Consider the following 25,244-nt stretch of genomic DNA (forward strand, 5'->3'; position numbering starts at 1 on the left):
GGTAGCATCAAGCACCGGCCGGACGGGGGAATGACACATCCTCAGAGCCGTGTACGCCATGGGGCGCCCGTCCGCCGGTCAACGCAGCCGGAGGTGCCCATGAGTGCGGAGGCCACGAACCCCGCGACGCCCGGCCCTGTGACGCCCACAGCGCATCGCAGGAAGAGCCGCCCCCGGATCGACCTGCGCCGCCTCGGCCGAGCCGCGCTGCTCGGTCCGGCGGCCCGCGACCGGCTGCCGGACGCGATCAGTCACATGGTCGAGGCCCATCGTGCCCACCACCCCGACGCCGACCTGGATCCGCTGCGCCGGGCGTACGTCCTCGCCGAGTCCTCGCACCGCGGCCAGATGCGCAAGAGCGGCGAGCCCTACATCACGCATCCGCTCGCCGTGACCCTGATCCTCGCCGAACTCGGCGCGGAGACCACGACCTTGACGGCGTCTCTGCTGCACGACACCGTCGAGGACACGGATGTGACGCTCGACCAGGTCCGGGAGGAGTTCGGCGAAGAGGTCCGCTATCTCGTCGACGGCGTCACCAAGTTGGAGAAGGTCGACTACGGCGCGGCCGCCGAGCCCGAGACCTTCCGTAAGATGCTCGTGGCCACCGGCAACGACGTACGCGTGATGTCGATCAAACTCGCCGACCGGCTGCACAACATGCGCACGCTCGGCGTCATGCGCCCCGAGAAGCAGGCCCGAATCGCCAAGGTGACAAGGGATGTTCTGATCCCGCTCGCCGAACGTCTCGGCGTCCAGGCGCTCAAGACCGAGCTCGAGGACCTCGTCTTCGCGATCCTGCACCCCGAGGAGTACGAGCACACCAGGGAGCTGATCGTCGACAACGCGGCGCGTGCCGACGACCCCCTCGCGGAGATCGCGGAAGACGTGCGCGCGGTCCTTCGCGAGGCCGGGCTGCAGGCCGAAGTCCTCATCCGGCCACGGCACTTCGTCTCCGTGCACCGCACCTCCCGCAAGCGCGGACAACTGCGCGGCGCCGACTTCGGACGTGTCCTGGTGCTCGTGAACGAGGACGCCGACTGCTACGGAGTCCTCGGCGAACTGCACACCTGTCTCACACCGGTGGTCTCGGAGTTCAAGGACTTCATCGCCGTCCCCAAGTTCAACCTGTACCAGTCGCTGCACACGGCCGTCGCCCGCCCGGACGGCCAGGTGGTCGAAGTCCTCATCCGCACGCACCAGATGCACAAGTCCGCCGAGGCCGGCGTCATCGCGCTCGGCAATCCGTACGCTCCTCCTTCGGAGGAGCAGCAGGCCGACAGTGACGGCGAGCGCGCCGACCCCACCCGCCCCGGCTGGCTCTCCCGTCTTCTCGACTGGCAGGAGGCCGCCCCGGACCCCGACACGTTCTGGTCGACCCTGCGCGAGGACCTCGCCCAGGACCGGGAGATCACCGTCTTCCGCCCCGACGGGGGCACGCTCGGCCTGCCCGCGGGCGCCAGCTGTGTGGACGCCGCGTACGCCCAGTACGGCGACGACGCCCACGCCTGCATGGGCGCGCGCGTCAACGGCCGCCTGGCGACGCTGAGCACGGTTCTGCAGGACGGCGACACCGTGCAACTGCTCATGGGCCAGGACGCGTCCTCGGAGCCCTCCAGGGAGTGGCTGGAGCATGCGCACACGCCCGCCGCGCGCATCGCCATCCAGCGCTGGCTCGCCGCACACCCCTCGCCCGGCGACGCGCCGGACGCGGAGGTCCCCGCCGCGTCTCCCAGGCCTCCGGTCGACGGGCTCACCGTGCGCCCGACCGAAGCGAACGCCGTCGTCGACCAGCCCGGCGCGACCGTACGCCTCGCCGGCTGCTGTACGCCCGTACCGCCCGACACGGTCACCGGCTTCGCCGTACGCGGGGGAGTGGTGACCGTGCACCGCGTGGAGTGCTCCGCCGTGGCGCGCATGAAAGGCGTGGGGCGCACGGAGGTCGAGGTGCGCTGGGGCGACACCACGGAGTGCCGCGTCACGCTGGTCGCCGAGTCCTTCGGGCGGCCCCATCTGCTCGCCGACCTCACCGAAGCGATCGCCCTGGAGGACGTCGCCATCGTCTCGGCGACCGTCGAACCCCCCAGCCAGCAGCGCGTACGCCACACGTACACGCTCCAACTCCCGGACGCCGCACACCTTCCCGCGCTGATGCGGGCGATGCGCAACGTGCCGGGTGTGTACGACGTGAACCGGGCCCAGCATCAGGCGACGGCCCCGTAGGGACCCGTTCGGGTGGGCACGACGCGAGTCGTCGCAGCGCTCGGGGCGGGCGCTGATAGCCGTGGTCCATGCTGCTCACCCCCAGGACCCGCCCCCCGCTCCCCAAGGCCCCCAGAGCGCTCCCGAAGCCCTCCAGACGCATCCGTACGGCGCTGATCGCCTCAGCGGCCTCCGCCGTCTCCGTCTGTCTCATCGCCGCGAGCGCCCCGGCCCCGGCACCGCTCGGCATCGGCGACCGCCTCTTCCCTCACCTGGGCAACCCCGGGTACGACGTGCTGGCGTACGACCTCGCCTTCACCTATCCCGGCAGCAACACCAAGCCGCTGCCGACGGTCACCACGATCGCCGCCCGGACGACGGAGTGGCTCGATCAGGTCAACCTTGACTACTCGAACGGGAGCGTGAGATCCGTCGAGGTCAACGGGGCGCCCGCGAAGTACCGGGGCGCGGGCGAGGACCTGGTGGTCACGCCGGCGACGCCGCTGCCGCCCGGGAGCCGGATGAGGATCACCGTGCGACACGACAGCAACCCGGTGCCCGAAGAGGACGTGAAGAGCGGCTGGGTGCGGACGCGTGACGGTCTCGCGATGGCCAACCAGGCCGACGCCGCGCACCGGGTCTTCCCGGGCAACGACCACCCGTCCGACAAAGCGATGTTCACCGTCCGGATCACCGCGCCCAACGGCTACACGGCCGTGGCCAACGGACTGCCGGTGGCCGTGGCCCGCCGCGCGGCGACCACCACCTGGGCGTACCGAACCGCCCACCCCATGGCCACCGAGCTGGCCCAGGTGTCCATCGGCCGCTCCTCCGTGCTGCGCCGGAGCGGACCGGGCGGCCTTCCCGTACGGGACGTGGTGCCCGCCAAGGACCGCGAGCAGCTGGAGCCCTGGCTCGAGAAGACCCCCGACCACATCGCCTGGATGGAGAGGAAGGTCGGCCGCTATCCCTTCGAGACGTACGGGCTGCTGGTCGCCGAGGCGCGAACAGGCTTCGAACTCGAGACGCAGACACTCTCTCTCTTCGAGAGAGAGCTCTTCACACGCCCCGAGTACCCGAAGTGGTACGTCGAGTCGATCATGGTGCATGAGCTGGCGCACCAGTGGTTCGGCGACAGTGTCACCCCACGCACCTGGTCCGACCTGTGGCTCAACGAAGGACACGCCACCTGGTACGAGGCCCTCTACGCGGAGGAAACGGCGGACAGGCCCCTGGAGAAGCGCATGCGCGCGGCCTACCGCGCGTCCGACACATGGCGGGCCGCCGGAGGCCCGCCCGCGGCACCCAAGGCACCCGGCTCGGACGAGGGGATGAGCATCTTCAGGCCGAACGTTTATGACGGCAGCGCTCTGGTCCTGTACGCGCTGCGCCAGGAGATCGGGCACCCGGCATTCGAGCGGCTGGAACGGACATGGGTGAACGCCCACCGTGACGACATCGCGACGACCGCGGACTTCCAGCGCCTCGCGTCAGCCGTCGCGGGCCGCGATCTGGGCGGGTTCTTCAAGGCCTGGCTCTACGGAGAGAAGACCCCGCCCATGCCGGGGCACCCGGACTGGCGCAGTGCCGCGCCCGCCGGGCAGGGCGCGGGGAGCGCGCGATAACTCGGGTGACGAGACGGGCCGTGCCGTGCGAATATCTTCACGTCGACGACGCGGCCTTTCGGACCCGGGTCGACGACGCGGCCCTCCGGACAGACCTGGGGGCCGGGAATCTCCCGGCACCTCCGGACGTTGTCGCAAGTGACGGATCGCAGTCCGTCGCACCACAGGTACCCCATCGACGTAAGGACCCAATGACCTCCTCTTCTTCCCCTTCCCAGGACTCGCAGAGCCTCGCGCAGAACTACCCCGAAGGTCTTCGGGCCGATGCCCTGATGGAAGAGGACGTCGCCTGGAGCCACGAGATCGATGGAGAGCGGGACGGCGACCAGTTCGACCGCTCCGACCGCGCGGCACTGCGCCGCGTCGCGGGCCTCTCCACCGAGCTCGAGGACGTCACCGAGGTCGAGTACCGGCAGCTTCGGCTGGAGCGTGTGGTGCTCGTCGGTGTGTGGACCTCGGGGACCGCGGCCGACGCGGACAACTCCCTCGCGGAGCTGGCCGCCCTCGCCGAGACCGCGGGCGCTCTGGTGCTCGACGGCGTGATCCAGCGCCGTGACAAGGCGGACCCGGCCACGTACATCGGCTCCGGCAAGGCCTACGAGCTGCGCGACATCGTGCTCGAGACCGGCGCGGACACCGTCATCTGTGATGGTGAGCTCTCGCCGGGCCAGCTGATCCACCTCGAGGACGTCGTCAAGGTCAAGGTGATCGACCGGACCGCCCTGATCCTCGACATCTTCGCCCAGCACGCCAAGTCCCGCGAGGGCAAGGCGCAGGTCGCGCTCGCGCAGATGCAGTACATGCTGCCGCGGCTGCGAGGCTGGGGTCAGTCGCTGTCCCGTCAGATGGGCGGTGGCAAGGGCGGCGGCCTCGCCACCCGTGGTCCCGGTGAGACCAAGATCGAGACGGACCGGCGCCGTATCCGCGAGAAGATGGCGAAGATGCGCCGGGAGATCGCGGCCATGAAGACCGGCCGCGAGATCAAGCGCCAGGAGCGCCGGCGCAACAAGGTGCCCTCGGTCGCCATCGCCGGCTACACCAACGCGGGCAAGTCCTCGCTGCTCAACCGGCTGACGGGCGCGGGTGTGCTGGTCGAGAACGCGCTGTTCGCGACCCTCGACCCGACCGTGCGCCGGGCCGAGACGCCCAGCGGGCGGCTCTACACGCTCGCGGACACCGTCGGGTTCGTACGACACCTGCCGCACCACCTGGTCGAGGCGTTCCGTTCCACCATGGAGGAGGTCGGCGATTCCGACCTGATCCTGCACGTGGTCGACGGTTCGCACCCGGCGCCGGAGGAGCAGCTGGCCGCCGTACGCGAGGTGGTCCGCGACGTGGGCGCGACCGGCGTGCCCGAGATCGTGGTGATCAACAAGGCGGACGCGGCCGACCCGCTGGTGCTCCAGCGGCTGATGCGGATCGAGAAGCGTTCCATCGCCGTCTCGGCCCGCACGGGTCAGGGCATCGACGAGCTGCGCGCGCTCATCGACGTCGAACTGCCGCGGCCCTCGGTCGAGCTCGAGGTGCTCGTGCCGTACACGCACGGCCGGCTCGTCGCCCGGGCCCACACCGACGGCGAGGTGATCTCCGAGGAGCACACCCCGGAGGGCACGTTGCTGAAGGTGCGGGTGCACGAGGAGTTCGCGGCGGAGCTGGCGCCGTACGTTCCGACGCCCGCTCTCTGATCCACAGAGCGCCATACCGCCAGACGGCGAAGGCCCGCCCCCTCTCGCAGGGGGCGGGCCTTCGCCATGTGAGCGTGTACGGCGGTTACGTGTCCACGACGGTCACTTGTCGCCGTACTGCTTGCTCATGTTGTCGTAGATCGCCTCGGCGCCCTGGCCGAGCTGCGGTCCCGCGAGCCAGGTGTTGTCGGCGGGGCCGATCGACGTATTCGACACCAGCTTGGTCTTGCCGCCCACGACACGGAACCAGCCACCGCCGGACGAACCGCCGGTCATCGTGCAGCCGATGCGGTACATCGTCGGCAGCTGTGCGCCGAGCGAGAGACGGCCGGGCCGGTCGAGGCACTTGTGCATGATCAGACCGTTGTACGGCGGTGCGGCCGGGTAGCCCCAGGCGCCCATCGATCCGGCGGACGCGGCGGACGGTGTGGAGAAGTCGACGTCCAGGGCCGCGCCGACCGTCTCCTCGAGGGACTTGCCGCCCGATTCCGGCTTCACGTGCAGCACCGCGTAGTCGTACGCGGCACCGGCGCCGCCCGTCTCCGAGCCGCCCTTGATCCACTCGTCGGACGTCGACGCCCAGTCCGCCCAGTACTGGCCGTACGGGGCGATCTCCTGCTGCGTCGCATTGGCCAGCTGTGCCTCGGACTTGCCGAGGTCGTTGTACGCGGGCACGAAGGCGATGTTGCGGTACCAGCCGCCGCCACCGCCCGCGTGCACACAGTGGCCGGCGGTCCACACGAGGTTGGACTTGCCCGGGTTGCGCGGGTCCTTGACGATCGTGCCGGAGCAGACCATCGAGCCCTCGGGGGAGTCGAAGAAGACCTTGCCGACCGGAGCGGCGTTCTTGTGATACGGGGTCTTCTCGCGTGTGGCCGTGACCGGGGAGGGCGCCGGGTCACTGGTGCCCTGGCCGGCCGACGCGTCCTTCGCGGCGATCGTCTTGTCCGGGTCCTTGGCGGACTTCATCCGCTCGGGCTTCCAGAGACCCTTGATGACCGGGTTGACGAAGTCCTGTGCCTCACTGAGCCACTTGTCCTTGTCCCAGTCCTTCCAGGCGCCGTTCTTCCACTGGTCCACGTCGATGCCGTGGTCCTTGAGCTTGTCGGCGATGTCGGCGGGAACCTCGACCTGGTCGTTGCCCGCGGCCTCGGACGCGGTCGCGGCGGGCTTGTCGGCCGCCTTGTCGTCGCCCGATTTGCAGGCGGTGGCGGTGAGCGCCAGCGCCGCCACGACTCCGGTGACGGCGAGGACGTGGCGTCGCCCGCGACGGCTCGCGAAGGACGAACGTGGACGTGTGGAACGCATGTGCTGTTACCCCCGATAGAACGAACATCTGTCATGCGCGCGTCAGAACGGACGCAGGCAGCTCGGCATGGAGCCCGCTCGAGCGCGACACCCCACTATGCCCGCCGAGTTGGGGACGAACGGCGGCGGGACGGTGAAGATCTTCGTGAGCCGCCCCGCCGCCGTCCGTCGACGCGCCGCTACTGCTTCCCGGCGAACTTCTCGCTCACCGCGTCGTAAATGCCCTTGGCCTCCTTGCCCAGGTGCGGACCCGCCAGCCAGCCCGCGGTCACCGGGCCGATCGAGGTGTTGGACACCAGCGCCGGCTTGCCGTCCGAGCCCGTCGCCACCCAGCCGCCGCCGGACGAACCGCCGGTCATCGTGCAGCCGATGCGGTACATCGTCGGCTCGGCCTTGGTGATCGAGAGCCGGCCCGGCTTGTCCTGGCACTGGTACATGGTCTCGCCGTCGAACGGCTTGGCGGCCGGGTAGCCCGTCGCCGTGATGTCGCCGACCTTGGCCACGGCCGGGGCGTTGAAGTCCACCGGAAGGGCCGAACCGACCGTCTCCTCCAGGGACTTGCCGCCACTACCCTCCTCCGGCGTCACATGAATGACGGCGAAGTCGTACGAGGCACCCTGGCCGCCCGTCGCACCGCCCCGCTCGATCCACTGGTCCGAGGTCTGCGCCCAGTCACCCCACCAGACGCCGTACGGAGCGACCTCCTCCTTGGTGACGCCCTGGAGCTCCGCCGCCGACTTGGCGTCGTTGTTGTACGAGGGCACGAAGGCGATGTTGCGGTACCAGCCGCCCTTCTTGCCGGCGTGCACGCAGTGGCCCGCGGTCCACACGAGGTTGGACTTGCCCGGGTGGGCCGGGTCCTCGACCACGGTCGCGGAGCAGACCATGGTGCCCTCGGGGGAGTCGAAGAACACCTTGCCCGCCTCGGGGGCGTTGTCGTGGTACGCCGCCTGCACGGGCCGCGCCTTGACGGGTGCCGGCTCCGGGTCGGTGACTCCCTGGTCGCCGGCGAGATCGCTGTCGTCGACGCCCTTGCCCTGGTCCGGGTCCTCGGCCTCACGCATGCGGTCCGGGTCCCACAGGTCCTTGATGATCGGGTTGATGAAGTCGCCGGCCTCGCGCAGCCAGTCGTCCTTGTCCCAGTTCTTCCAGGCGCCGCCCTTCCACTGGTCCAGGTCGATCCCGTGTTCCTTGAGCCGGTCCTTGAAGTCGTCCGGGATCTTGATCTTGTCGTCGCCGCCGGTGGTCGCGGAGGCGGACGCCTCGCCACCCGCGTTCGTGTCGTCGCCCGACTCGCAGGCGGTGGCGGTCAGCGCCAGCGCCGTGGCCAGGCCGACCGCGGCCAGCACGGGGGAGGGTCCGCGGCGCGTGCTCCTCCCTCGACGGGCGGCGAAGAGCGGGCGTATGGATCGCATGGTGTAACTCCCCCTGGGCGTAAGCGAACTCAGAACTGCCTTTGCAGCTTCGTACGGATCTATGGATCCGGATTCCTTGACTGACCGTGGACGTTGATCAGCAAGGAGCGCCGAACGGCACCACACACTATGCCGTTGCTGTGGGGGACTTCCGATGGAACGGCAACGGTTCCGTCACGGCAAGGATCTTCGTCCCACCGTTGCCCCTCGCGGTCCACGTCGTTGGTACGTACGGGGGACGTTCCGCCTGCGTTCATCCCTCCGCCGCCCTGTCGGGTGGCCGAGCAACTCGCCTGTGGACAGCGGGAGGACCGACAGACGTGGCCGTGACCGAGTCTGCGCCCGGGGCGCGTGCTTCTGACAGGGCGCTCAGGACACGAGATGCAGTGACGCGAGCGGCGCGCGCGACCGAGGAAGCGCCCTCGGCGCACGAGGGGATTCTGCGGCGGCAGTCGGCGCGTGAGTCCGCGGCGCGCACCTACGCGCGCGCTCTGCCGATCGTGCCCGTGCGGGCGCGCGGGCTGACGATCGAAGGGGCTGACGGGTGCCGCTACCTCGACTGTCTGTCGGGGGCCGGGACGTTGGCGCTGGGGCACAACCACCCGGTGGTGCTGGAAGCGATCAGAAAGGTTCTCGACTCGGGGGCGCCGCTGCACATTCTCGACCTGGCCACCCCCGTCAAGGACGCCTTCACCACCGAGTTGTTCCGTACGCTGCCGCCCGGGTTCGCCGAGCACGCGCGCGTGCAGTTCTGCGGGCCCGCGGGCACGGACGCGGTCGAGGCGGCGCTGAAGCTGGTGCGCGCCGCGACCGGGCGTACCGGGATGTTCGCCTTCGCCGGCGCCTACCACGGGATGACCGCCGGGGCGCTCGAAGCATCCGGGGGCGCGCCGGATGTACGCGTCGCGCGCCTTCCCTATCCGCAGGACTACCGCTGCCCGTTCGGCATCGGCGGCGAGCGCGGGGCCGAACTGGCCGCGCGCTGGACGGAGTCCCTCCTCGACGACACCAAGTCCGGGGTACCGAAGCCCGCCGGAATGATCCTGGAACCGGTGCAGGGCGAGGGCGGCGTGATTCCGGCGCGCGATGACTGGATGCGGCGGATCCGGGAGATCACGTCCGCCCGCTCCATCCCCCTGATCGCCGATGAGCTCCAGACCGGGGTCGGGCGTACCGGCACCTTCTGGGCCGTGGAACACAGCGGTATCACGCCCGACGTGATGGTGCTGTCCAAGGCCATCGGCGGCAGTCTGCCCCTGGCCGTCGTGGTCTACCGCGACGACCTCGACGTGTGGGAACCCGGCGCCCACGCCGGCACGTTCCGCGGCAATCAGCTCGCCATGGCCGCCGGCGCGGCGACGCTTGCGTATGTCCGTGAGAACCGGCTCGCCGACCGAGCCGCCCTGCTGGGCGCACGCATGCTGAACCAACTGCGGGGCCTGGCCGCCGAGTTCCCCTGTATCGGTGACGTCCGCGGCCGGGGGCTGATGATCGGCGTCGAGTTCGTGGACCCCGAGGAGCCGACCACGCCCGGTACCGCAGGCTCTTTTGCCGACCCGTGCCCCGCCGATCCGCGGCCCGCCGACCCATGCCCGGCCGACCCGCGCCCCGCCGCCCCCGACCTGGCCGCCGCCGTTCAGCGGGAGTGCCTGCGCCGTGGCCTGATCGTGGAACTCGGCGGACGCCACTCCAGCGTGGTGCGGCTGCTGCCGCCCCTGACGATCACCGATGAGCAGGTGAACGCGGTGCTGGAGCGGCTGGCGGATGCCGTGACGGCGGTCGCGGCGGCGCCTCCGCCTCCTGCCGCCGGACGGTGACAGCCGCGGGGCATGGCCGACTCGCCTCGTGGCCCCGCACCCATCGAGAGCAGAAAGAACTCACTTGAACGTCACTCCCGCATCCCACGGTCACCCCCACATCGCCGAGCGAGGAAACCGCGGCACGCCGGTCCGGGCCCCGCTCGGACCGGGAACGGAAGCAGCCCCCCGACAGAAGGGCGGGCCCCGGCCCTCCGAGCAGGTGCGCGGTACCCGCGCCGACCTGCTGGAGCATCCCGACCCGCACACCGCTGCCGAGGCCGCGGCCGTGGAGAACCTGCTGCGCTGCTGGGTACGGGAGAACGACCTCGCCGCCCCCGACGAGGGCACCCTCCGCATCCCCCTCCCCGCCAGCGGCACCGTCCTCGTCGTCCCGGTCCACTACTGGTCCCCGACGGGCTGGCACCGCCTCGGCCTGCCCCACCTCTCCGACGCCCCCGACCAGTCGCCGCCCACCGACGCGGTCACGCTGGCGGCGCTCCTCGGACGAGAGACGCGGACCAGCCACAAGGAGGGCAGCGGGGACCTGGTGGGCCGGGTCGCCGACTCCGTCCGGCGAACCGTCGTGTTCGTCAGCGACCGCAGGAAGCACCCCGCCGACGGCACCGACCTCTTCCTGGCCGCCGAGCAGTCGCTGTTGCTCGGCCACCCGCTGCACCCCACCCCGAAGAGCCGTGAAGGGCTCTCCGACGCCGAAACCCGGCTCTACTCACCCGAGTCGCGCGGCTCCTTCCCGCTGCACTGGCTGGCCGTCGCCCCCTCCGTACTCGCCACGGACTCGGCCTGGACCGAGCGCGGCCGCCCCGTGCCCGCCGGGCAGCTCACCACCCGGCTCGCCGGCGCCGGGCTCCCGCTCCCCGACGGGCACACCGCACTCCCCATGCACCCCTGGCAGATGCGCGAGGTCCGCCACCGCCCCGAGACGGCGAGACTGCTGGACGCGGGTCTGCTCCAGGACCTCGGCCTCCACGGCACCCCGTGGCACCCCACCTCCTCCGTACGTACCCTCTATCGATCCGGCGCCCCGGCGATGCTGAAACTGTCGCTGAGCCTGCCCATCACCAACTCCCGCCGGGAGAACCTCCGCAAGGAACTCCATCGCGGCGTCGAAGTCCACCGTCTGCTGCGCAGCGGCCTCGCCGAACAGTGGCAGGCGGCCCATCCGGGCTTCGACATCGTCCGGGACCCCGCCTGGGTCGGCGTCAACGACCCGGAGGGGAACCCCGTGCCCGGGCTCGACGTGGTGATCCGCCACAACCCGTTCACACCGACGGACGCCGTCTCCTGTATCGCGGGACTCGTCTCACCCAGGCCCCAGGTCCAGCCCGGCGGACCGTCCGGCGCCGAGCAGGGCGGCCCTGAGCAGGGCGGACCAGAGCAGGGCGGACCCCCGATGCGGTCCCGGCTCACCGAGATCGTCGCGTGCCTCGCCGGACGCACCGGCCGACCGCGCGGCGCCGTCGCCACCGAGTGGTTCCTCCGCTACCTGGAGCAGGTGATCCGGCCCGTCCTCTGGCTGGACAGCGAGGCCGGTATCGCCCTGGAGGCCCACCAGCAGAACACCCTGCTCCTGCTGGACTCGCAGGGCTGGCCCGCGGGCGGCCGCTACCGCGACAACCAGGGCTACTACTTCCGCGAGTCCCGGCGCGCGGAGCTGGACAACCGACTCCCCGGAATCGGCGAGCGCAGCGACACCTTCGTCTCCGACGAGGTCACCGACGAACGCTTCGCCTACTACCTCGCCGTCAACAACGTGCTCGGCCTCGTCGGCGCCTTCGGCTCCCAGCGCCTCGCCGACGAACGGCTGTTGCTCGCCGCCTTCCGCCGCTTCCTCGCCGACGTCGCCTCCGGTCCCGCCCGGCTGCGTACACCCCTGCCCGCTCACCTGCTCGACTCACCCGTACTGCGCTGCAAGGCAAACCTGCTGACCCGGCTGCACGGACTCGACGAACTCATCGGCCCGGTCGACACCCAGTCCGTCTACGTCACCATCGCCAACCCCCTTCATTCCTGAGGAACATGACCCACCCCAACTCCTGAGAGGAGCGTCGCCGTGCCTCCCACCGATGCGAGCGCCGACGCCGGTACCGCCCCCATCACGCCCCTCGGCAGCGGCTCGGGCCCCGGCACGGACAGCGAGGACACCCTCGACCTGCGCCTGCCCGACGAACTCGTCGCGCTCTTCGCCGAGGAGGACGGAGCAGCCGGGGCAGCCCGAGCAGCCAGGGCAGGCGGGGCAGCCCGAGAAGCAGGGGGAGTGGCGGAACGGGGCGACGAGAAGGGCATGGCGAAGCCTTCAGGGGACGGCACAGCGAGGCCCACAACCGTCACCCCGGCCGGTGACGACCTGCTCGGCCCCGTCGGCGCCTGGGGTCCGATCTCCACCCCCGTGGGCGAATTCCGCCTCGCTCCCGTGCGCGTCGACCACGACCTCCCGCTCATCAGCCGTTGGATGAACGACCCCGCCGTCGCCGCGTTCTGGGAGCTTGCGGGGCCCGAATCGGTGGCCGAGGACCATCTGCGCGCCCAGCTCGACGGAGACGGCCGCAGCGTGCCCTGTCTCGGAGTGCTGGACGACACGCCCATGAGCTACTGGGAGATCTACCGCGCCGACCTCGACCCCTTGGCCCGCCACTACCCCGCACGCCCTCACGACACCGGAATCCACTTCCTCATCGGCGGTGTCGCCAACCGAGGGCGCGGACTCGGCTCAACCCTGCTCAGAGCCGTCTCCGACCTCGTACTCGACCGTCGAACCTCCTGCGCGCGTGTCATCGCGGAACCCGACCTTCGCAACACCCCTTCCGTGTCCGCCTTCCTGAGCGCCGGCTTCCGGTACGCCGCCGAGGTCGACCTGCCCGGCAAACGGGCCGCCCTCATGGTCCGGGACCGGACCCTGCGCGATCTGCTGTAGCGCCATCACTACCAGTAACGACACCTCGGCCTTGATCAACGCCTTCGTACACGTCTTGATCGCGCCCCTGGACTCGGAGTTGATCGCCCGGTTGTCAGTGCCGCGCCGTAGGGTGGACGCGCTATGACAGAGCCCTCACTCCCCGAACTCCTGCATGCCGCCGTCACAGCCGTCGGCGGTACGGAGCGCCCTGGCCAGGTGACCATGGCCGAAGCCGTCTCGGAGGCCATCGACGACGGCTCCCATCTGCTGGTCCAGGCCGGCACCGGCACAGGAAAGTCGCTCGGCTATCTGGTGCCCGCGCTCGCGCGCGGTGACCGGGTCGTCGTGGCGACGGCCACGCTGGCGCTCCAGCGGCAGCTCGTGGAGCGGGACCTTCCGCGCACGGTCGACGCGCTGCATCCGCTGCTGCGCCGCCGCCCCGAGTTCGCGATGCTCAAGGGCCGGTCGAACTACCTGTGCCTGCACCGCCTCCATGAAGGCATGCCGCAGGACGAGGAAGAGGGCCTCTTCGACCAGTTCGAGGCGGCCGCGCCCACCAGCAAGCTGGGCCAGGACCTGCTGCGGCTGCGGGACTGGGCGGGCGACACCGACACCGGTGACCGCGACGACCTCACTCCCGGCGTCTCCGACCGGGCCTGGTCACAGATCTCCGTGTCCTCCCGGGAGTGCCTGGGCGCCTCGAAGTGCGCGTACGGCGCCGAGTGCTTCGCCGAGATGGCGCGCGAGCGGGCGAAGCTCGCGGAGGTCGTCGTCACGAATCACGCTCTCCTGGCGATCGATGCCATCGAGGGCGCCCCGGTCCTGCCCCAGCACGAGGTGCTGATCGTCGACGAGGCCCATGAGCTGGTCTCCCGTGTCACCGGCGTTGCCACCGGCGAGCTCACCCCCGGCCAGGTCAACCGCGCCGTGCGCCGCGCCGCGAAGCTCGCCAACGAGAAGGCGGCCGACCAGCTCCAGTCGGCCGCCGAGGGCTTCGAGCGCCTGATGGAGCTGGCCCTGCCGGGCCGCTTGGAGGAGATTCCCGAGGACCTCGGGTACGCGCTGATGGCGCTGCGCGACGCCGCCCGAACGGTGATCTCGGCGATCGGGGCGACACGCGACAAGTCCGTGGGGGACGAGGACGCGGTGCGCAAGCAGGCGCTCGCCTCGGTCGAGACGATCCACGACGTTGCCGAGCGGATCACGAACGGCTCGGAGTGGGACGTCGTGTGGTACGAGCGCCACGACCGTTTCGGTGCCTCCCTGCGCGTCGCGCCCATGTCCGTCTCGGGTCTCCTCAGGGAGAAGCTCTTCGCGGACCGTTCGGTGGTCCTGACCTCGGCGACGCTCAAGCTCGGCGGTGACTTCAACGGGGTGGGGGCGTCGCTGGGGCTGGCGCCCGAGGGCACGGAGGGCGAGGACCTCCCGCAGTGGAAGGGCGTCGACGTCGGCTCGCCCTTCGACTACCCGAAGCAGGGCATCCTGTATGTCGCCAAGCACCTGTCGCGGCCCGCAAGGGACGGTGACCGCGCGGACATGCTGGACGAGCTGACGGAGCTGGTCCAGGCGGCCGGCGGCCGGACCCTCGGCCTCTTCTCCTCGATGCGGGCAGCTCAGCTGGCGGCCGAAGAACTGCGCTCCCGCATTCCCGAGTTCCCGATCCTCCTCCAGGGCGAGGAGACGCTGGGCGAGCTGATCAAGAACTTCGCGGCGGACCCGCAGACCTGTCTCTTCGGCACGCTCTCGCTCTGGCAGGGCGTTGATGTCCCGGGCCCCAGCTGCCAGCTGGTCGTCATGGACAAGATCCCGTTCCCCCGCCCGGACGACCCGCTGATGAGCGCCCGCCAGAAAGCGGTCGAGGATGCCGGGGGCAACGGCTTCATGGCCGTCGCCGCCACGCACGCGGCCCTGCTGATGGCCCAGGGCGCCGGCCGCCTCGTACGTGCGACAGGGGACCGCGGCGTGGTCGCCGTGCTGGACCAGCGTCTGGCCACGGCCCGGTACGGCAGCTATCTGAAGGCGTCACTGCCCGACTTCTGGTACACGACGGACCGTAACCAGGCGCGCAGGTCGCTGGCCGCGATCGACGAGGCGGCCCGCAAGGCCGAGATCGGCGAGGCGGCCGACAAGGCTGAGATCGACGACGCGGCCCGCGAGGTGGATGGCGAATAGACGACTGCGCTGTCCCGGGCCCTGGCCTGGGACAGCGCAGACACATGAGCCGTCGGGCTCGGACAGAGCAGGGCCCCGGAACCGGCGCAGGTGGTCCCGGGGCCCGGATCAGGGGCGGAGGTGTGCCGCCCGCCGCCGCGGTCAGACCCGCCGCAGCACCGCCACGACCTTGCCGAGGATGGTCGCCTCGTCGCCGGGAATCGGCGAGTACGCGGAGTTGTGGGGCAGCAGCCAGACGTGTCCGTCCTCGCGCTTGAAGCGCTTGACCGTGGCCTCACCGTCCAGCATGGCCGCCACGATGTCGCCGTTCTCGGCGACCGGCTGGCGGCGGACGGTCACCCAGTCACCGTCGCAGATCGCGGCCTCGATCATCGAGTCACCGACGACCTTCAGGACGAACAGCTCGCCGTCCCCGACCAGCTGCCGGGGCAGGGGGAACACGTCCTCGACCGACTCCTCGGCGAGGATCGGGCCACCGGCGGCGATCCGGCCGACCAGCGGGACGTACGACGCGGCCGGCTTGCCTGCCGTGTCGGTGGGCTGCGCGGTGGACTGGTCGGAACCCCGCACCTCGTAGGCGCGCGGCCGGTGGGGGTCGCGGCGCAGGAAGCCCTTGCGCTCGAGTGCCATCAGCTGGTGTGCGACCGAGGAGGTGCTGGAGAGCCCCACGGCCTGTCCGATCTCCCGCATCGACGGCGGGTAGCCGCGCCGCTGCACCGAGTCCCTGATCACCTCGATCACCCGGCGCTGCCGGTCGGTGAGGCCGGAGCTGTCCGCCCGGATGCCTGGAGGTCGGCCCGGCAGGGAGCGTGTGGGCTTGGGGCCCTCCTGGTTCACTGCTTCGTTCATGGCATGCACCGGCTCGAGTCGGCCCTGGGAGCGGTCCTGGGCAGTGATGGCGGCAGTGTCTGCGGTGGTGGTCACGTCGGCCCCTCTCGTTCGTCTCCCTGCTGGACAACGGTAGTTGCTTTCGAAAGGTTGCGCCAAACACACGTTCGAGTGAAAAATACCGAACCGCCTGCCGCGATCATGTGTCTGGGTGTATGGCCAACGCTGCACCCGGCGGGCAAAACGGTTCATTGTCGTACTCTTCACCGCCGGGGCGACGACCTCGTGGGTCGTGGCCCAGTCTGCCACCCGGTGTCCCGTCAACCGTGAACCGGCCCTCCGCGCGGCGCCCACGCTATCCCCGCAGGTCCCGGGACCGATACGGGTGTGCGACAGATGGCGACATCGGCAAGACACGTATTCATGGGTCGAATCTGCAGCCAAAACCCCAGATCTAGTGGTTGGATGGCATCAGCGGCCCAGAAGTTGTGGTTCCCCCGGTCCTCAGGGGGCTCGATCATCGCCTATGCTGGGGCCTGCTTCGAGGGGCCGAAGGGTCTGTCGAGGCTATTGAGTCGTGCCGTGAAGGAGGGTTGGAGTTCGATGCACTGCCCCTTCTGCAGGCACCCCGACAGCCGTGTTGTCGACAGCCGGACGACCGACGACGGTACGTCGATCCGCAGGCGCCGCCAGTGTCCCGACTGCTCCCGTCGGTTCACCACGGTGGAGACGTGCTCGCTCATGGTGGTCAAGCGGTCCGGAGTCACCGAACCCTTCAGTCGTACCAAGGTCATCAACGGCGTCCGCAAGGCATGCCAGGGACGGCCTGTCACCGAGGACGCACTCGCCCAGCTCGGCCAACGGGTCGAGGAGGCGGTGCGCGCCACCGGAAGCGCCGAACTGACCACCCATGACGTCGGGTTGGCCATACTCGGCCCGCTGCAGGAGCTGGACCTCGTCGCCTTTCTGCGGTTCGCGTCCGTGTACCGGGCGTTCGACTCGCTGGAGGACTTCGAGGCCGCCATCGCGGAACTCAGGGAAGACACGCGGAGCCCCGCCGCGGACGACGATGACGCGGGCACGGGGCGAGAGGGAACCGATCGCGGGTCCGGAGCGACTGCTGAAGTCCCCGTTCCCGCCCACGCCGCCGACTGACGGGAGGGCCGGCTGGGACCGGCTGATCGGCGGCGACCAAATACCTGTTGCGAGCGGACGTGTACGCGGTGCGCGCAACACCAGACACACACCGTGCCCCGGGAAGAACGAGGCACTTCAGGGCGTTTTAGCCCGATACAGGGAGGCGGCATGACAGAGACGGCGAGCGGTCCGGCACGAGGTTCCCGAGCCAAGGGTTCCAAGGGCAGCAAGGGGCTGCGTATCGAGCGCATCCACACCACCCCGGGCGTGCACCCGTATGACGAGGTGGCCTGGGAGCGCCGTGATGTCGTCATGACCAACTGGCGCGACGGCTCGGTCAACTTCGAGCAGCGTGGCGTCGAGTTCCCCGAGTTCTGGTCGGTGAACGCGGTCAACATCGTCACCAGCAAGTACTTCCGCGGTGCCGTCGGCACCCCGCAGCGCGAGGTGAGCCTCAAACAGCTCATCGACCGCATCGTGAAGACGTACCGGAAGGCCGGAGAGGACCACAAGTACTTCGCCTCGCCCGCCGACGCCGAGATCTTCGAGCACGAGCTGGCGTACGCCCTCCTGCACCAGGTCTTCAGCTTCAACTCGCCGGTGTGGTTCAACGTCGGCACGCCCCAGCCCCAGCAGGTCTCCGCCTGCTTCATCCTGGCCGTCGACGACTCCATGGAGTCGATCCTCGACTGGTACAAGGAAGAGGGCATGATCTTCAAGGGCGGCTCCGGTGCCGGCCTGAACCTCTCCCGTATCCGCTCCTCCAAGGAACTGCTCTCCTCCGGCGGGAACGCCTCGGGTCCCGTCTCCTTCATGCGCGGCGCCGACGCCTCCGCAGGAACGATCAAGTCGGGCGGCGCCACCCGCCGCGCCGCCAAGATGGTCATCCTCGACGTCGACCACCCGGACATCGAGGGCTTCATCGAGACCAAGGTCAAGGAAGAGGAGAAGATCCGCGCCCTCCGTGACGCGGGCTTCGACATGGACCTGGGCGGCGACGACATCACGTCCGTCCAGTACCAGAACGCCAACAACTCGGTCCGTGTGAACGACGAGTTCATGAAGGCCGTGGAGAACGGCGACAAGTTCGGCCTGCGCGCCCGTATGACCGGTGAGGTCCTCGAGGAGGTCGACGCCAAGGCGCTCTTCCGTAAGATGGCCGAGGCGGCCTGGGCCTGCGCCGACCCCGGCATCCAGTACGACGACACCATCAACCACTGGCACACGTGCCCGGAGTCGGGCCGGATCAACGGCTCGAACCCCTGCAGCGAGTACATGCACCTGGACAACACGTCCTGCAACCTCGCCTCGCTGAACCTGATGAAGTTCCTCAAGGACGACGGCCTGGGCAACCAGTCCTTCGAGATCGAGCGCTTCTCGAAGGTCGTCGAGCTGGTCATCACGGCGATGGACATCTCCATCTGCTTCGCGGACTTCCCGACCTCGAAGATCGGCGAGAACACCCGCGCGTTCCGTCAGCTGGGCATCGGGTACGCCAACCTCGGCGCCCTCCTGATGGCGACCGGCCACGCGTACGACTCCGACGGCGGCCGCTCCCTCGCCGGTGCCATCACCTCGCTGATGACGGGTACGTCGTACAAGCGCTCCGCGGAGCTCGCCGCGGTCGTGGGCCCGTACGACGGCTACGCCCGCAACGCGCAGCCGCACCTGCGCGTCATGAAGCAGCACTCCGACGCCAACGCCGTGGCCGTCCGCATCGACGACCTGGACTCCCCGGTCTGGGCCGCCGCCACGGAGGCCTGGCAGGACGTGCTCCGGCTCGGCGAGAAGAACGGCTTCCGCAACTCGCAGGCGTCCGTCATCGCCCCGACCGGCACCATCGGTCTCGCGATGTCCTGTGACACGACCGGGCTCGAGCCCGACCTCGCGCTGGTCAAGTTCAAGAAGCTGGTCGGCGGCGGCTCCATGCAGATCGTCAACGGCACCGTGCCGCAGGCCCTGCGCCGCCTGGGCTACCAGGAGGAGCAGGTCGAGGCGATCGTCGCCCACATCGCCGACCACGGCAATGTGATCGACGCCCCGGGCCTCAGGAACGAGCACTACGAGGTGTTCGACTGCGCCATGGGCGAGCGTTCCATCTCCGCGATGGGCCACGTCCGCATGATGGCCGCGATCCAGCCATGGATCTCCGGGGCGCTCTCCAAGACGGTCAACCTCCCTGAGAGCGCCACCGTCGAGGACGTCGAAGAGGTCTACTTCGAGGCCTGGAAGCTGGGCGTCAAGGCGCTCGCGATCTACCGCGACAACTGCAAGGTCGGCCAGCCGCTCTCCGCGAAGAAGAAGGAAGAGAAGATCGCGGAGAAGGCGGAGGAGACCATCCGCGAGGCCGTGGAGAAGGTCGTCGAGTACCGACCGGTCCGCAAGCGCCTCCCCAAGGGCCGGCCCGGCATCACCACCTCCTTCACGGTGGGCGGCGCCGAGGGCTACATGACCGCCAACTCCTACCCGGACGACGGTCTCGGCGAGGTCTTCCTGAAGATGTCGAAGCAGGGTTCCACCCTCGCCGGCATGATGGACGCCTTCTCGATCGCCGTCTCGGTGGGCCTGCAGTACGGCGTCCCCCTGGAGACGTACGTTTCGAAGTTCACCAACATGCGCTTCGAGCCGGCCGGTATGACGGACGACCCGGATGTGCGGATGGCGCAGTCGATCGTCGACTACATCTTCCGTCGCCTGGCGCTCGACTTCCTGCCCTTCGAGACCCGCTCCGCGCTCGGCATCCACTCCGCCGAGGAGCGTCAGCGGCATCTGGAGACGGGGTCCTACGAGCCGAGCGACGACGAGGTCGACGTCGAGGGCCTCGCCCAGTCCGCGCCCCGCGCGCAGGAACTGAAGGCCGTCGTCACCCCGAAGACCGAGGTCGAGGCGGCCAAGCCCGCCCCGCAGCAGGCGCACACCAGTGCCGAACTGGTGGAGATGCAGTTGGGCATCCAGGCGGACGCCCCCCTGTGCTTCTCCTGCGGCACGAAGATGCAGCGGGCCGGGTCCTGCTACATCTGCGAGGGCTGCGGTTCCACCAGCGGTTGCAGCTGACCCTGAAGCACTGAAGGGCTGAAACACTGAAGGGCGGTACGGCCTGTGGCCGTGCCGCCCTTCGGCATCGATAGCGCTCGTGGACTCAGGACTCGCGAGGGCGGCCCATGACACGGGGGAACGCGGCAGGGTCCGCGTCGTAACCGTGGACGCCCGGATAGAAGGTCCATTCACCGGAGTCGTCGCGCACGAACTCCGCGACCGTCGCGGAGTGCGCGCCGAGTACGCCGCCGAAGTCGTCCTCGGCCAGGACGGTGTACCCCTCACGGATGCGCAGCGCGGGGTTGTGGACGGTGACGAAGGTCTTCTCGCCGGGCCGCTGCTGTATGGCGACGCCGACCACCACGCGCGCGTAGCGGCTGTCGAGGCGGTTGAGCTCCAGGACCATGACCTCGTCCCAGCCGAAGCCCTGGCCGGTCTTGCTGTCGCGGTCGAGGGTGATGGTGCCGTCCGGGGAGCGGCTGTCGAAGTGCACTAGATAGTCGGGGTCTCCGTGCGGTTCTGCCGCCAGGTAGGTCGCCGCGACGAGGTCGAGGTCCGTGGGCGGCTCACCTGTGGGACTGGGGTCCCACTTCACCGCCACCTCGACCTTGCGGATGCCCTTGTTCACCAGTTCTCCTCCCCGTCCGGCGGTGCTTGCCGCCTCAACCGCCATACCTTTGTGGCCAGTTGCCCATCCTCCCACGCGCGCGGGGACGCTCGCTCGGGTGCACTCTGCCGGAGCGTGACCTCCGCCACGCTCCGTGGCCTTACGATGGCGCGGTGCTGGTCAAGTGGATTCGCTGCACCGTGGTGGACCGCCGCGGTTTTGAGCGGGGGCAGCGGAAATGGGCGGGGCTTCTGGGGGAGCCGGGGTTCAGGGGGCAGGGCGGGGGCTGGAGCCGGGGGCGCCCGGGAGTGGCCCACGTCTTCGCCTTCTGGGAGAGCCGTGCGTTCTACGACTCCTTCATGGCCCGCTCCCATGATCGGCTGGCCGCGGCTCAGTCGGGCACGTTCAAGGATCCGCACATCAAACTCTTCGACCACCGGTTCGATGTGAAGACCGGCTTCGAGCCGCGCTTCACGGATGCCGACCTGGTGCGGGTGGCGCACTGCCGTGTGCACGAAGAGAGAGCCGAGCACTTCGCGCTGATGCAGGAGAAGGTGTGGAATCCCGCGATGGCCGGCTCGCCGGGCATGGTGCGCGGCCTGTTCGGCGAGGCGCCCGGTCATGAGTTCCTGGTCCTGTCGATGTGGCAATCGGCCGCCGAGCACGGCAAGTACCGCGTCGAGCGCGTGGAGCGGCTCGCTCTGAGGGCCCAGATAGAGGCGGACGTCGCGGCTCTCGCGGGCGACATCGTGGAGCTGGAACCGAGCTGGACGGTCTGAAGGGGCCGTATCTCTGTGACATACGCTGTATGAAGCCCGTAGGGGTGCTCGATCGGCGCTGAACCGATCTAGGGTTTTGGCATGGCACGACCACGGCGCATCGTCCTCGTCCGGCACGGAGAGTCTGCGGGCAATGCCGATGACTCCGTGTACGAACGCGAACCCGACCATGCCCTGCCACTCACCGACGCGGGATGGCAGCAGGCGGAAGAGACCGGCAAGCGGCTGCGGGAGGTGTTCGGCCGCGAGCGCGTAAGCGTCTATGTCTCTCCGTACCGCCGTACGCACGAGACGTTCCGCGCCTTCCATCTCGACCCCGAGCTGGTGCGCATACGCGAGGAGCCGCGGCTGCGCGAACAGGACTGGGGAAACTGGCAGGACCGGGACGACGTACGCCTGCAGAAGGCGTATCGCGACGCGTACGGGCACTTCTTCTACAGATTCGCGCAGGGGGAGTCCGGCGCCGACGTGTACGACCGGGTCGGCAACTTCCTGGAGAGCCTCTTCCGCAGTTTCGAGGCGCCCGACCACCCACCGAACGTGCTGCTGGTGACCCACGGTCTGGCCATGCGGCTGTTCTGCATGCGCTGGTTCCACTGGTCGGTCGCGGAGTTCGAATCACTGTCGAATCCGGGGAACGGCGAGATGCGCATGCTTGTGCTCGGGGAGGACGGCAAGTACACCCTGGACCGGCCGTTCGACCGCTGGCGTGATCCGGAACCGTACGGAGCCACCGGATAGAGTGCGGGGCGATGACCGCTGACTCCGATTCCCCTCCCGCCGGGCGCATGGACCGCGCGCTGGCCAGCCTGCGCGGACTCGCGGTGGGGGATGCGCTGGGCTCGCAGTTCTTCGTGCCCGAGAACTACCCGCTGCTCAAGCGTCGCGCCCTGCCGCCCGGCCCCTGGCAGTGGACCGACGACACGGAAATGGCCTGCTCCGTAGTGGCCGTTCTGGCTGCACACGGCCGTATCGACCAGGACGAGCTGGCCCGTTCCTTCGCGCAGCACCACGACTTCGACCGGGGCTACGGGCCCGCGGTCAACCGGCTGCTGCGGCTGGTCCGGGAGGGCGGCGACTGGCGCGAACTGGCCTCCGCCCTCTTCAAGGGACAGGGCTCCTGGGGGAACGGCGCGGCGATGCGGATCGCTCCGTTGGGTGCCTGGTACGCGGACGATCCGGAGCAGGCGACGCACCAGGCGGAGATCTCCGCGTACCCCACGCACCAGCACCGCGAGGCCGTGGCCGGCGCCATGGCCGTGGCCGCGGCCGCCGCGTTGGCGGCAGCGCCGGGAGGTCCGCCCGGCCCGGAGTCGCTGCTCGACGGTGTCGTCGCCCTCGTACCGCGCAGCGCCGTGGGCGCCGGGCTGCGGCGCGCCCGGGACATGCTCGACTACGGTGACGCGACGACGGTCGCCGCCGTCCTCGGCTGCGGGCGGCGCACGAGCGCGCACGACACCGTGCCGTTCGCCCTCTGGTCGGCCGCGCGCGCCCTCGGGGACTACGAACAGGCCTTCTGGGCGACCGCCCAGGTGGGCGGGGATGTGGACACGAACTGCGCCATCGTGGGCGGTGTGCTGGCCGCGGGGAAGGCGGGGGCGCCCCCGGCGGAGTGGGCGGAGGGGACCGAGGCGTTGCCGGGCTGGCTGCGGGCGGCGAGCGCGGAGTAGGTCGCGTACGGTGCCGAGCGCCCGCACGAGCTGCCGGCACCGCGTTTTCCCTGACTTCTCCTGGCACAGACGTCGACGACTGTCACAGACCTGCCACAGAGCACCCACGTCCCACTTCGTCGGATGTTCCGCGGAATACCCTGTCCGCCACGCCGCTCGTTGATCATCCCGAGCGTGCCACGACCAGACAAACCGGTCCCCGGGCTTCCGCCGCAGCCAACTGCCGCGTGCCGCGCGCGGGCCGGTCGGGAGGGGGTCCCGTGTCCGACACGCCGTCCGAGGCCGAGCCGAGAGGGCCGGAAGCGGAGGATGGTGCGGTTGCCGAGGGGCGTACCGCTGCCTTGAGCCGGAAGTCCGCCCTGGACACCGAAGAGCCGGAGGACGCCGAAGAGCCGGAGGACGCCGTCCCGGCGTCCCATTCCGGCGAGAGCGATTCCGACGAGAGCGCCTCCGCCGGGCAATACCCCGTCGCCGGGTACTCCTGGTCGTTCGCCGAGCTTCAGGCGGAGCCCCCGGCCCCGGTCCGCACCGCCACCCTCTGGGCCGCCCTGGCCACCGGGGTGCTCAGCATGCTCCTGCTCGGCGACGGACTGGCCCTCAACCTCATGATGGTGGCGATTCCGGCCGCGCTCGCCGCGTACTGGGCCGCCCAGGCGGCCGGCCGGCGTCCGCGCCGCTGGACGCTCATCTGGGGCATCGGCGGGCTCGCCCTGCTGGCCGTGCCGGCCCTGCGCGACGCCGACTGGCCGTCGTTCCTCGCGGTCGTGGCCGCGCTGGCCGTGGGCTCCCTGGCACTGCACGGAGGCCGTACCTGGCCCGGAGTGCTCCTCGGCCCGATCGGTCTCAACACCGCGATCCTCACCGGCCCGGCCTGGGGCTGGCGCGGCCTGCGCGAGCGGACCGGCGGCGCCCGCGGCAACCTGGGCCCGGTGGTGCGCGCGCTCGCGGTGGCGGCGGTTCTGCTGCTGGTCTTCGGTGCGCTGTTCGCAGGGGCCGACGCCGCCTTCGCGGATCTGCTCGGCAGCCTCGTGCCGGACGCGTCCGTCTCCGGCGGCCCCTGGCACGTCGTACTCCTTGTGCTGGGTGTGGTCGGGGCTCTCGCGGCGGCGCACGTGGCCGCCGCGCCCGTCCTGTGGGACCGCATCGAGGTGGTCCCCGGCCGGGCCCGTGGCCGTGTCGAGTGGGCGCTGCCCCTCATCGTGCTGGCGGTGCTCTTCGCGGCCTTCAACGCCGTCCAGCTCGCTGTCCTGTTCGGCGGATACGACGCCGTGCTGGAGAAGACGGGCCAGACGTACGCCCAGTACGCGCGCCAGGGCTTCTGGCAGCTGCTCCTGGTCACGCTGCTCACCCTGCTCGTCATCGTCGTCGCCCTGCGCTGGGCTCCGCGCGACGGTGCGCGCGACCGGAGGCTCGTGCATGCCGTCCTGGGAACTCTGTGTGTCCTGGCACTCGTTGTGGTGGCATCGGCGGTGCGACGTATGCACATGTACGTGGAGGCCTATGGACTGACGCGGCTGAGGATCTCGGTGGTGGCCGTGGAGGTCTGGCTCGGTCTGGTCATCGTGCTCATCATGGCGGCCGGTGTATGGGGCGCCCGCTGGCTGCCGCGCGCCGTCGTGGCCAGTGCCGCCGGGGGTGTGCTCGTCTTCGGGCTCGCGTCACCGGACGGTCTGGTCGCCGAGCGCAACGTCCAACGGTACGAGACGACCGGCAAGTTCGACCTCGCCTACGTGCGCGGCTTGTCCGCGGACGCCGTACCGGCTCTCGACGAGCTGAAAGAGCCACTTCGTTCCTGCGCTCTCGAGTCCATCGCGAGGGACCTGAGCAAGGAGAGCGAACCCTGGTTCGCCACCAGCTGGGGCGAGGTCCGTGCCCGAGGCATTCTCGACGACCGGCCGCTGTCGGCCAAGGCGGACTGGCGCGTGTGCAATCGGCTTCAGACGGAGCTTCTGTACCGCTGAGGCACCGGCTGCGCGGATTGCGTACGAGCCGCCGGGGAACGCGGGAACGTACGGAGGCCGGGCCGACGTCCCGAGGACGCGGTCCGGCCTCCGTACGTTCCCGCGG

17 protein-coding genes are annotated in these 25,244 nt (G+C 70.1%); 13 read left to right on the forward strand and 4 right to left on the reverse strand.

Annotated elements, in window-relative coordinates; all coding sequences use genetic code 11:
* Positions 1 to 99 precede the first annotated feature (99 nt).
* The 3 genes from FE633_RS02930 to hflX all read left to right on the forward strand — a co-directional run bounded on the left by FE633_RS02930 (position 100) and on the right by hflX (position 5,512).
* Positions 100 to 2,223 carry a RelA/SpoT family protein gene (locus FE633_RS02930; protein ID WP_138043486.1) on the forward strand — a complete coding sequence of 708 codons (2,124 nt, stop codon included), beginning with the start codon at positions 100 to 102 and terminating at the stop codon, positions 2,221 to 2,223.
* 68 nt (positions 2,224 to 2,291) lie between these two features.
* On the forward strand, positions 2,292 to 3,827 hold the full coding sequence (locus FE633_RS02935) for a M1 family metallopeptidase (protein ID WP_138043487.1): 1,536 nt from the start codon (positions 2,292 to 2,294) through the stop codon (positions 3,825 to 3,827).
* A 191-nt stretch (positions 3,828 to 4,018) separates the two neighbouring features.
* Positions 4,019 to 5,512, forward strand: coding sequence for a GTPase HflX (gene hflX / locus FE633_RS02940; protein WP_138043488.1), 1,494 nt, complete (start codon positions 4,019 to 4,021; stop codon positions 5,510 to 5,512).
* Positions 5,513 to 5,614: 102 nt separating this feature from the next.
* On the opposite strand, the gene FE633_RS02945 is transcribed toward hflX, so the two are convergent.
* Together FE633_RS02945 and FE633_RS02950 are read right to left on the reverse strand one after the other, a co-directional pair.
* Entirely contained in the window at positions 5,615 to 6,820 is a 1,206-nt protein-coding gene (locus FE633_RS02945) for a trypsin-like serine peptidase (protein ID WP_138043489.1), read from the reverse strand.
* A gap of 179 nt (positions 6,821 to 6,999) precedes the next feature.
* Entirely contained in the window at positions 7,000 to 8,235 is a 1,236-nt protein-coding gene (locus tag FE633_RS02950) for a trypsin-like serine peptidase (protein WP_138043490.1), read from the reverse strand.
* Between the two features lie 386 nt (positions 8,236 to 8,621).
* Between FE633_RS02950 and FE633_RS02955 the strand changes: the two genes are divergently transcribed.
* The 4 genes from FE633_RS02955 (at position 8,622) to FE633_RS02970 (ending at position 15,120) form a co-directional block, all read left to right on the forward strand.
* Positions 8,622 to 10,052: a diaminobutyrate--2-oxoglutarate transaminase family protein gene (locus tag FE633_RS02955; RefSeq protein ID WP_246113380.1), complete on the forward strand. Its 1,431-nt coding sequence runs from the start codon at positions 8,622 to 8,624 to the stop codon at positions 10,050 to 10,052.
* A gap of 64 nt (positions 10,053 to 10,116) precedes the next feature.
* On the forward strand, positions 10,117 to 12,066 hold the full coding sequence (locus tag FE633_RS02960; RefSeq protein ID WP_425473139.1) for an IucA/IucC family protein: 1,950 nt from the start codon (positions 10,117 to 10,119) through the stop codon (positions 12,064 to 12,066).
* A 39-nt stretch (positions 12,067 to 12,105) separates the two neighbouring features.
* Positions 12,106 to 12,966 carry a GNAT family N-acetyltransferase gene (locus tag FE633_RS02965; protein WP_138043492.1) on the forward strand — a complete coding sequence of 287 codons (861 nt, stop codon included), beginning with the start codon at positions 12,106 to 12,108 and terminating at the stop codon, positions 12,964 to 12,966.
* 123 nt (positions 12,967 to 13,089) lie between these two features.
* Entirely contained in the window at positions 13,090 to 15,120 is a 2,031-nt protein-coding gene (locus FE633_RS02970; protein ID WP_138043493.1) for an ATP-dependent DNA helicase, read from the forward strand.
* Positions 15,121 to 15,261: 141 nt separating this feature from the next.
* Here FE633_RS02970 and lexA read toward each other — a convergent pair whose 3' ends face one another.
* Positions 15,262 to 16,044, reverse strand: coding sequence for a transcriptional repressor LexA (lexA, locus tag FE633_RS02975; protein WP_138043494.1), 783 nt, complete (start codon positions 16,042 to 16,044; stop codon positions 15,262 to 15,264).
* A 507-nt stretch (positions 16,045 to 16,551) separates the two neighbouring features.
* Between lexA and nrdR the strand changes: the two genes are divergently transcribed.
* A complete protein-coding gene (nrdR, locus tag FE633_RS02980) occupies positions 16,552 to 17,103 on the forward strand; it encodes a transcriptional regulator NrdR (RefSeq protein ID WP_138043495.1) in 552 nt (183 codons plus the stop codon).
* A gap of 150 nt (positions 17,104 to 17,253) precedes the next feature.
* Positions 17,254 to 20,139, forward strand: coding sequence for a vitamin B12-dependent ribonucleotide reductase (locus tag FE633_RS02985; protein WP_138043496.1), 2,886 nt, complete (start codon positions 17,254 to 17,256; stop codon positions 20,137 to 20,139).
* A gap of 85 nt (positions 20,140 to 20,224) precedes the next feature.
* On the opposite strand, the gene FE633_RS02990 is transcribed toward FE633_RS02985, so the two are convergent.
* Entirely contained in the window at positions 20,225 to 20,794 is a 570-nt protein-coding gene (locus FE633_RS02990) for a TerD family protein (protein ID WP_138043497.1), read from the reverse strand.
* A gap of 107 nt (positions 20,795 to 20,901) precedes the next feature.
* Between FE633_RS02990 and FE633_RS02995 the strand changes: the two genes are divergently transcribed.
* From FE633_RS02995 to FE633_RS03010, 4 genes are all read left to right on the forward strand, one after another.
* Positions 20,902 to 21,507, forward strand: coding sequence for a YdbC family protein (locus FE633_RS02995; RefSeq protein ID WP_138043498.1), 606 nt, complete (start codon positions 20,902 to 20,904; stop codon positions 21,505 to 21,507).
* A gap of 81 nt (positions 21,508 to 21,588) precedes the next feature.
* A complete protein-coding gene (locus FE633_RS03000) occupies positions 21,589 to 22,248 on the forward strand; it encodes a histidine phosphatase family protein (RefSeq protein ID WP_119102280.1) in 660 nt (219 codons plus the stop codon).
* Positions 22,249 to 22,259: 11 nt separating this feature from the next.
* Positions 22,260 to 23,177 (forward strand): ADP-ribosylglycohydrolase family protein, encoded by a 918-nt coding sequence (locus FE633_RS03005; RefSeq protein WP_138043499.1) that lies wholly within the window; start codon positions 22,260 to 22,262, stop codon positions 23,175 to 23,177.
* Between the two features lie 260 nt (positions 23,178 to 23,437).
* The gene (locus FE633_RS03010) at positions 23,438 to 25,138 is read left to right on the forward strand and encodes a DUF4153 domain-containing protein (RefSeq protein WP_425473140.1); all 1,701 of its coding nucleotides are present in this window, start codon (positions 23,438 to 23,440) and stop codon (positions 25,136 to 25,138) included.
* Positions 25,139 to 25,244: the final 106 nt, after the last annotated feature.

The sequence above is a fragment of the Streptomyces montanus genome (assembly GCF_005786655.1).
Classification (GTDB): domain Bacteria; phylum Actinomycetota; class Actinomycetes; order Streptomycetales; family Streptomycetaceae; genus Streptomyces; species Streptomyces sporangiiformans.

Bases quoted from the DNA above. Each gene is read 5' to 3' on its own strand.
- FE633_RS02985 (WP_138043496.1), top strand. From the start codon at position 17,254: ATGACAGAGACGGCGAGCGGTCCGGCACGAGGTTCCCGAGCCAAGGGT.
- FE633_RS02930 (WP_138043486.1), top strand. From the start codon at position 100: ATGAGTGCGGAGGCCACGAACCCCGCGACGCCCGGCCCTGTGACGCCC.
- FE633_RS03000 (WP_119102280.1), top strand. From the start codon at position 21,589: ATGGCACGACCACGGCGCATCGTCCTCGTCCGGCACGGAGAGTCTGCG.
- nrdR (WP_138043495.1), top strand. From the start codon at position 16,552: ATGCACTGCCCCTTCTGCAGGCACCCCGACAGCCGTGTTGTCGACAGC.
- FE633_RS02945 (WP_138043489.1), bottom strand. From the start codon at position 6,820: ATGCGTTCCACACGTCCACGTTCGTCCTTCGCGAGCCGTCGCGGGCGA.
- FE633_RS02990 (WP_138043497.1), bottom strand. From the start codon at position 20,794: ATGGCGGTTGAGGCGGCAAGCACCGCCGGACGGGGAGGAGAACTGGTG.
- FE633_RS02950 (WP_138043490.1), bottom strand. From the start codon at position 8,235: ATGCGATCCATACGCCCGCTCTTCGCCGCCCGTCGAGGGAGGAGCACG.
- hflX (WP_138043488.1), top strand. From the start codon at position 4,019: ATGACCTCCTCTTCTTCCCCTTCCCAGGACTCGCAGAGCCTCGCGCAG.
- FE633_RS02935 (WP_138043487.1), top strand. From the start codon at position 2,292: ATGCTGCTCACCCCCAGGACCCGCCCCCCGCTCCCCAAGGCCCCCAGA.
- FE633_RS03005 (WP_138043499.1), top strand. From the start codon at position 22,260: ATGACCGCTGACTCCGATTCCCCTCCCGCCGGGCGCATGGACCGCGCG.
- FE633_RS02970 (WP_138043493.1), top strand. From the start codon at position 13,090: ATGACAGAGCCCTCACTCCCCGAACTCCTGCATGCCGCCGTCACAGCC.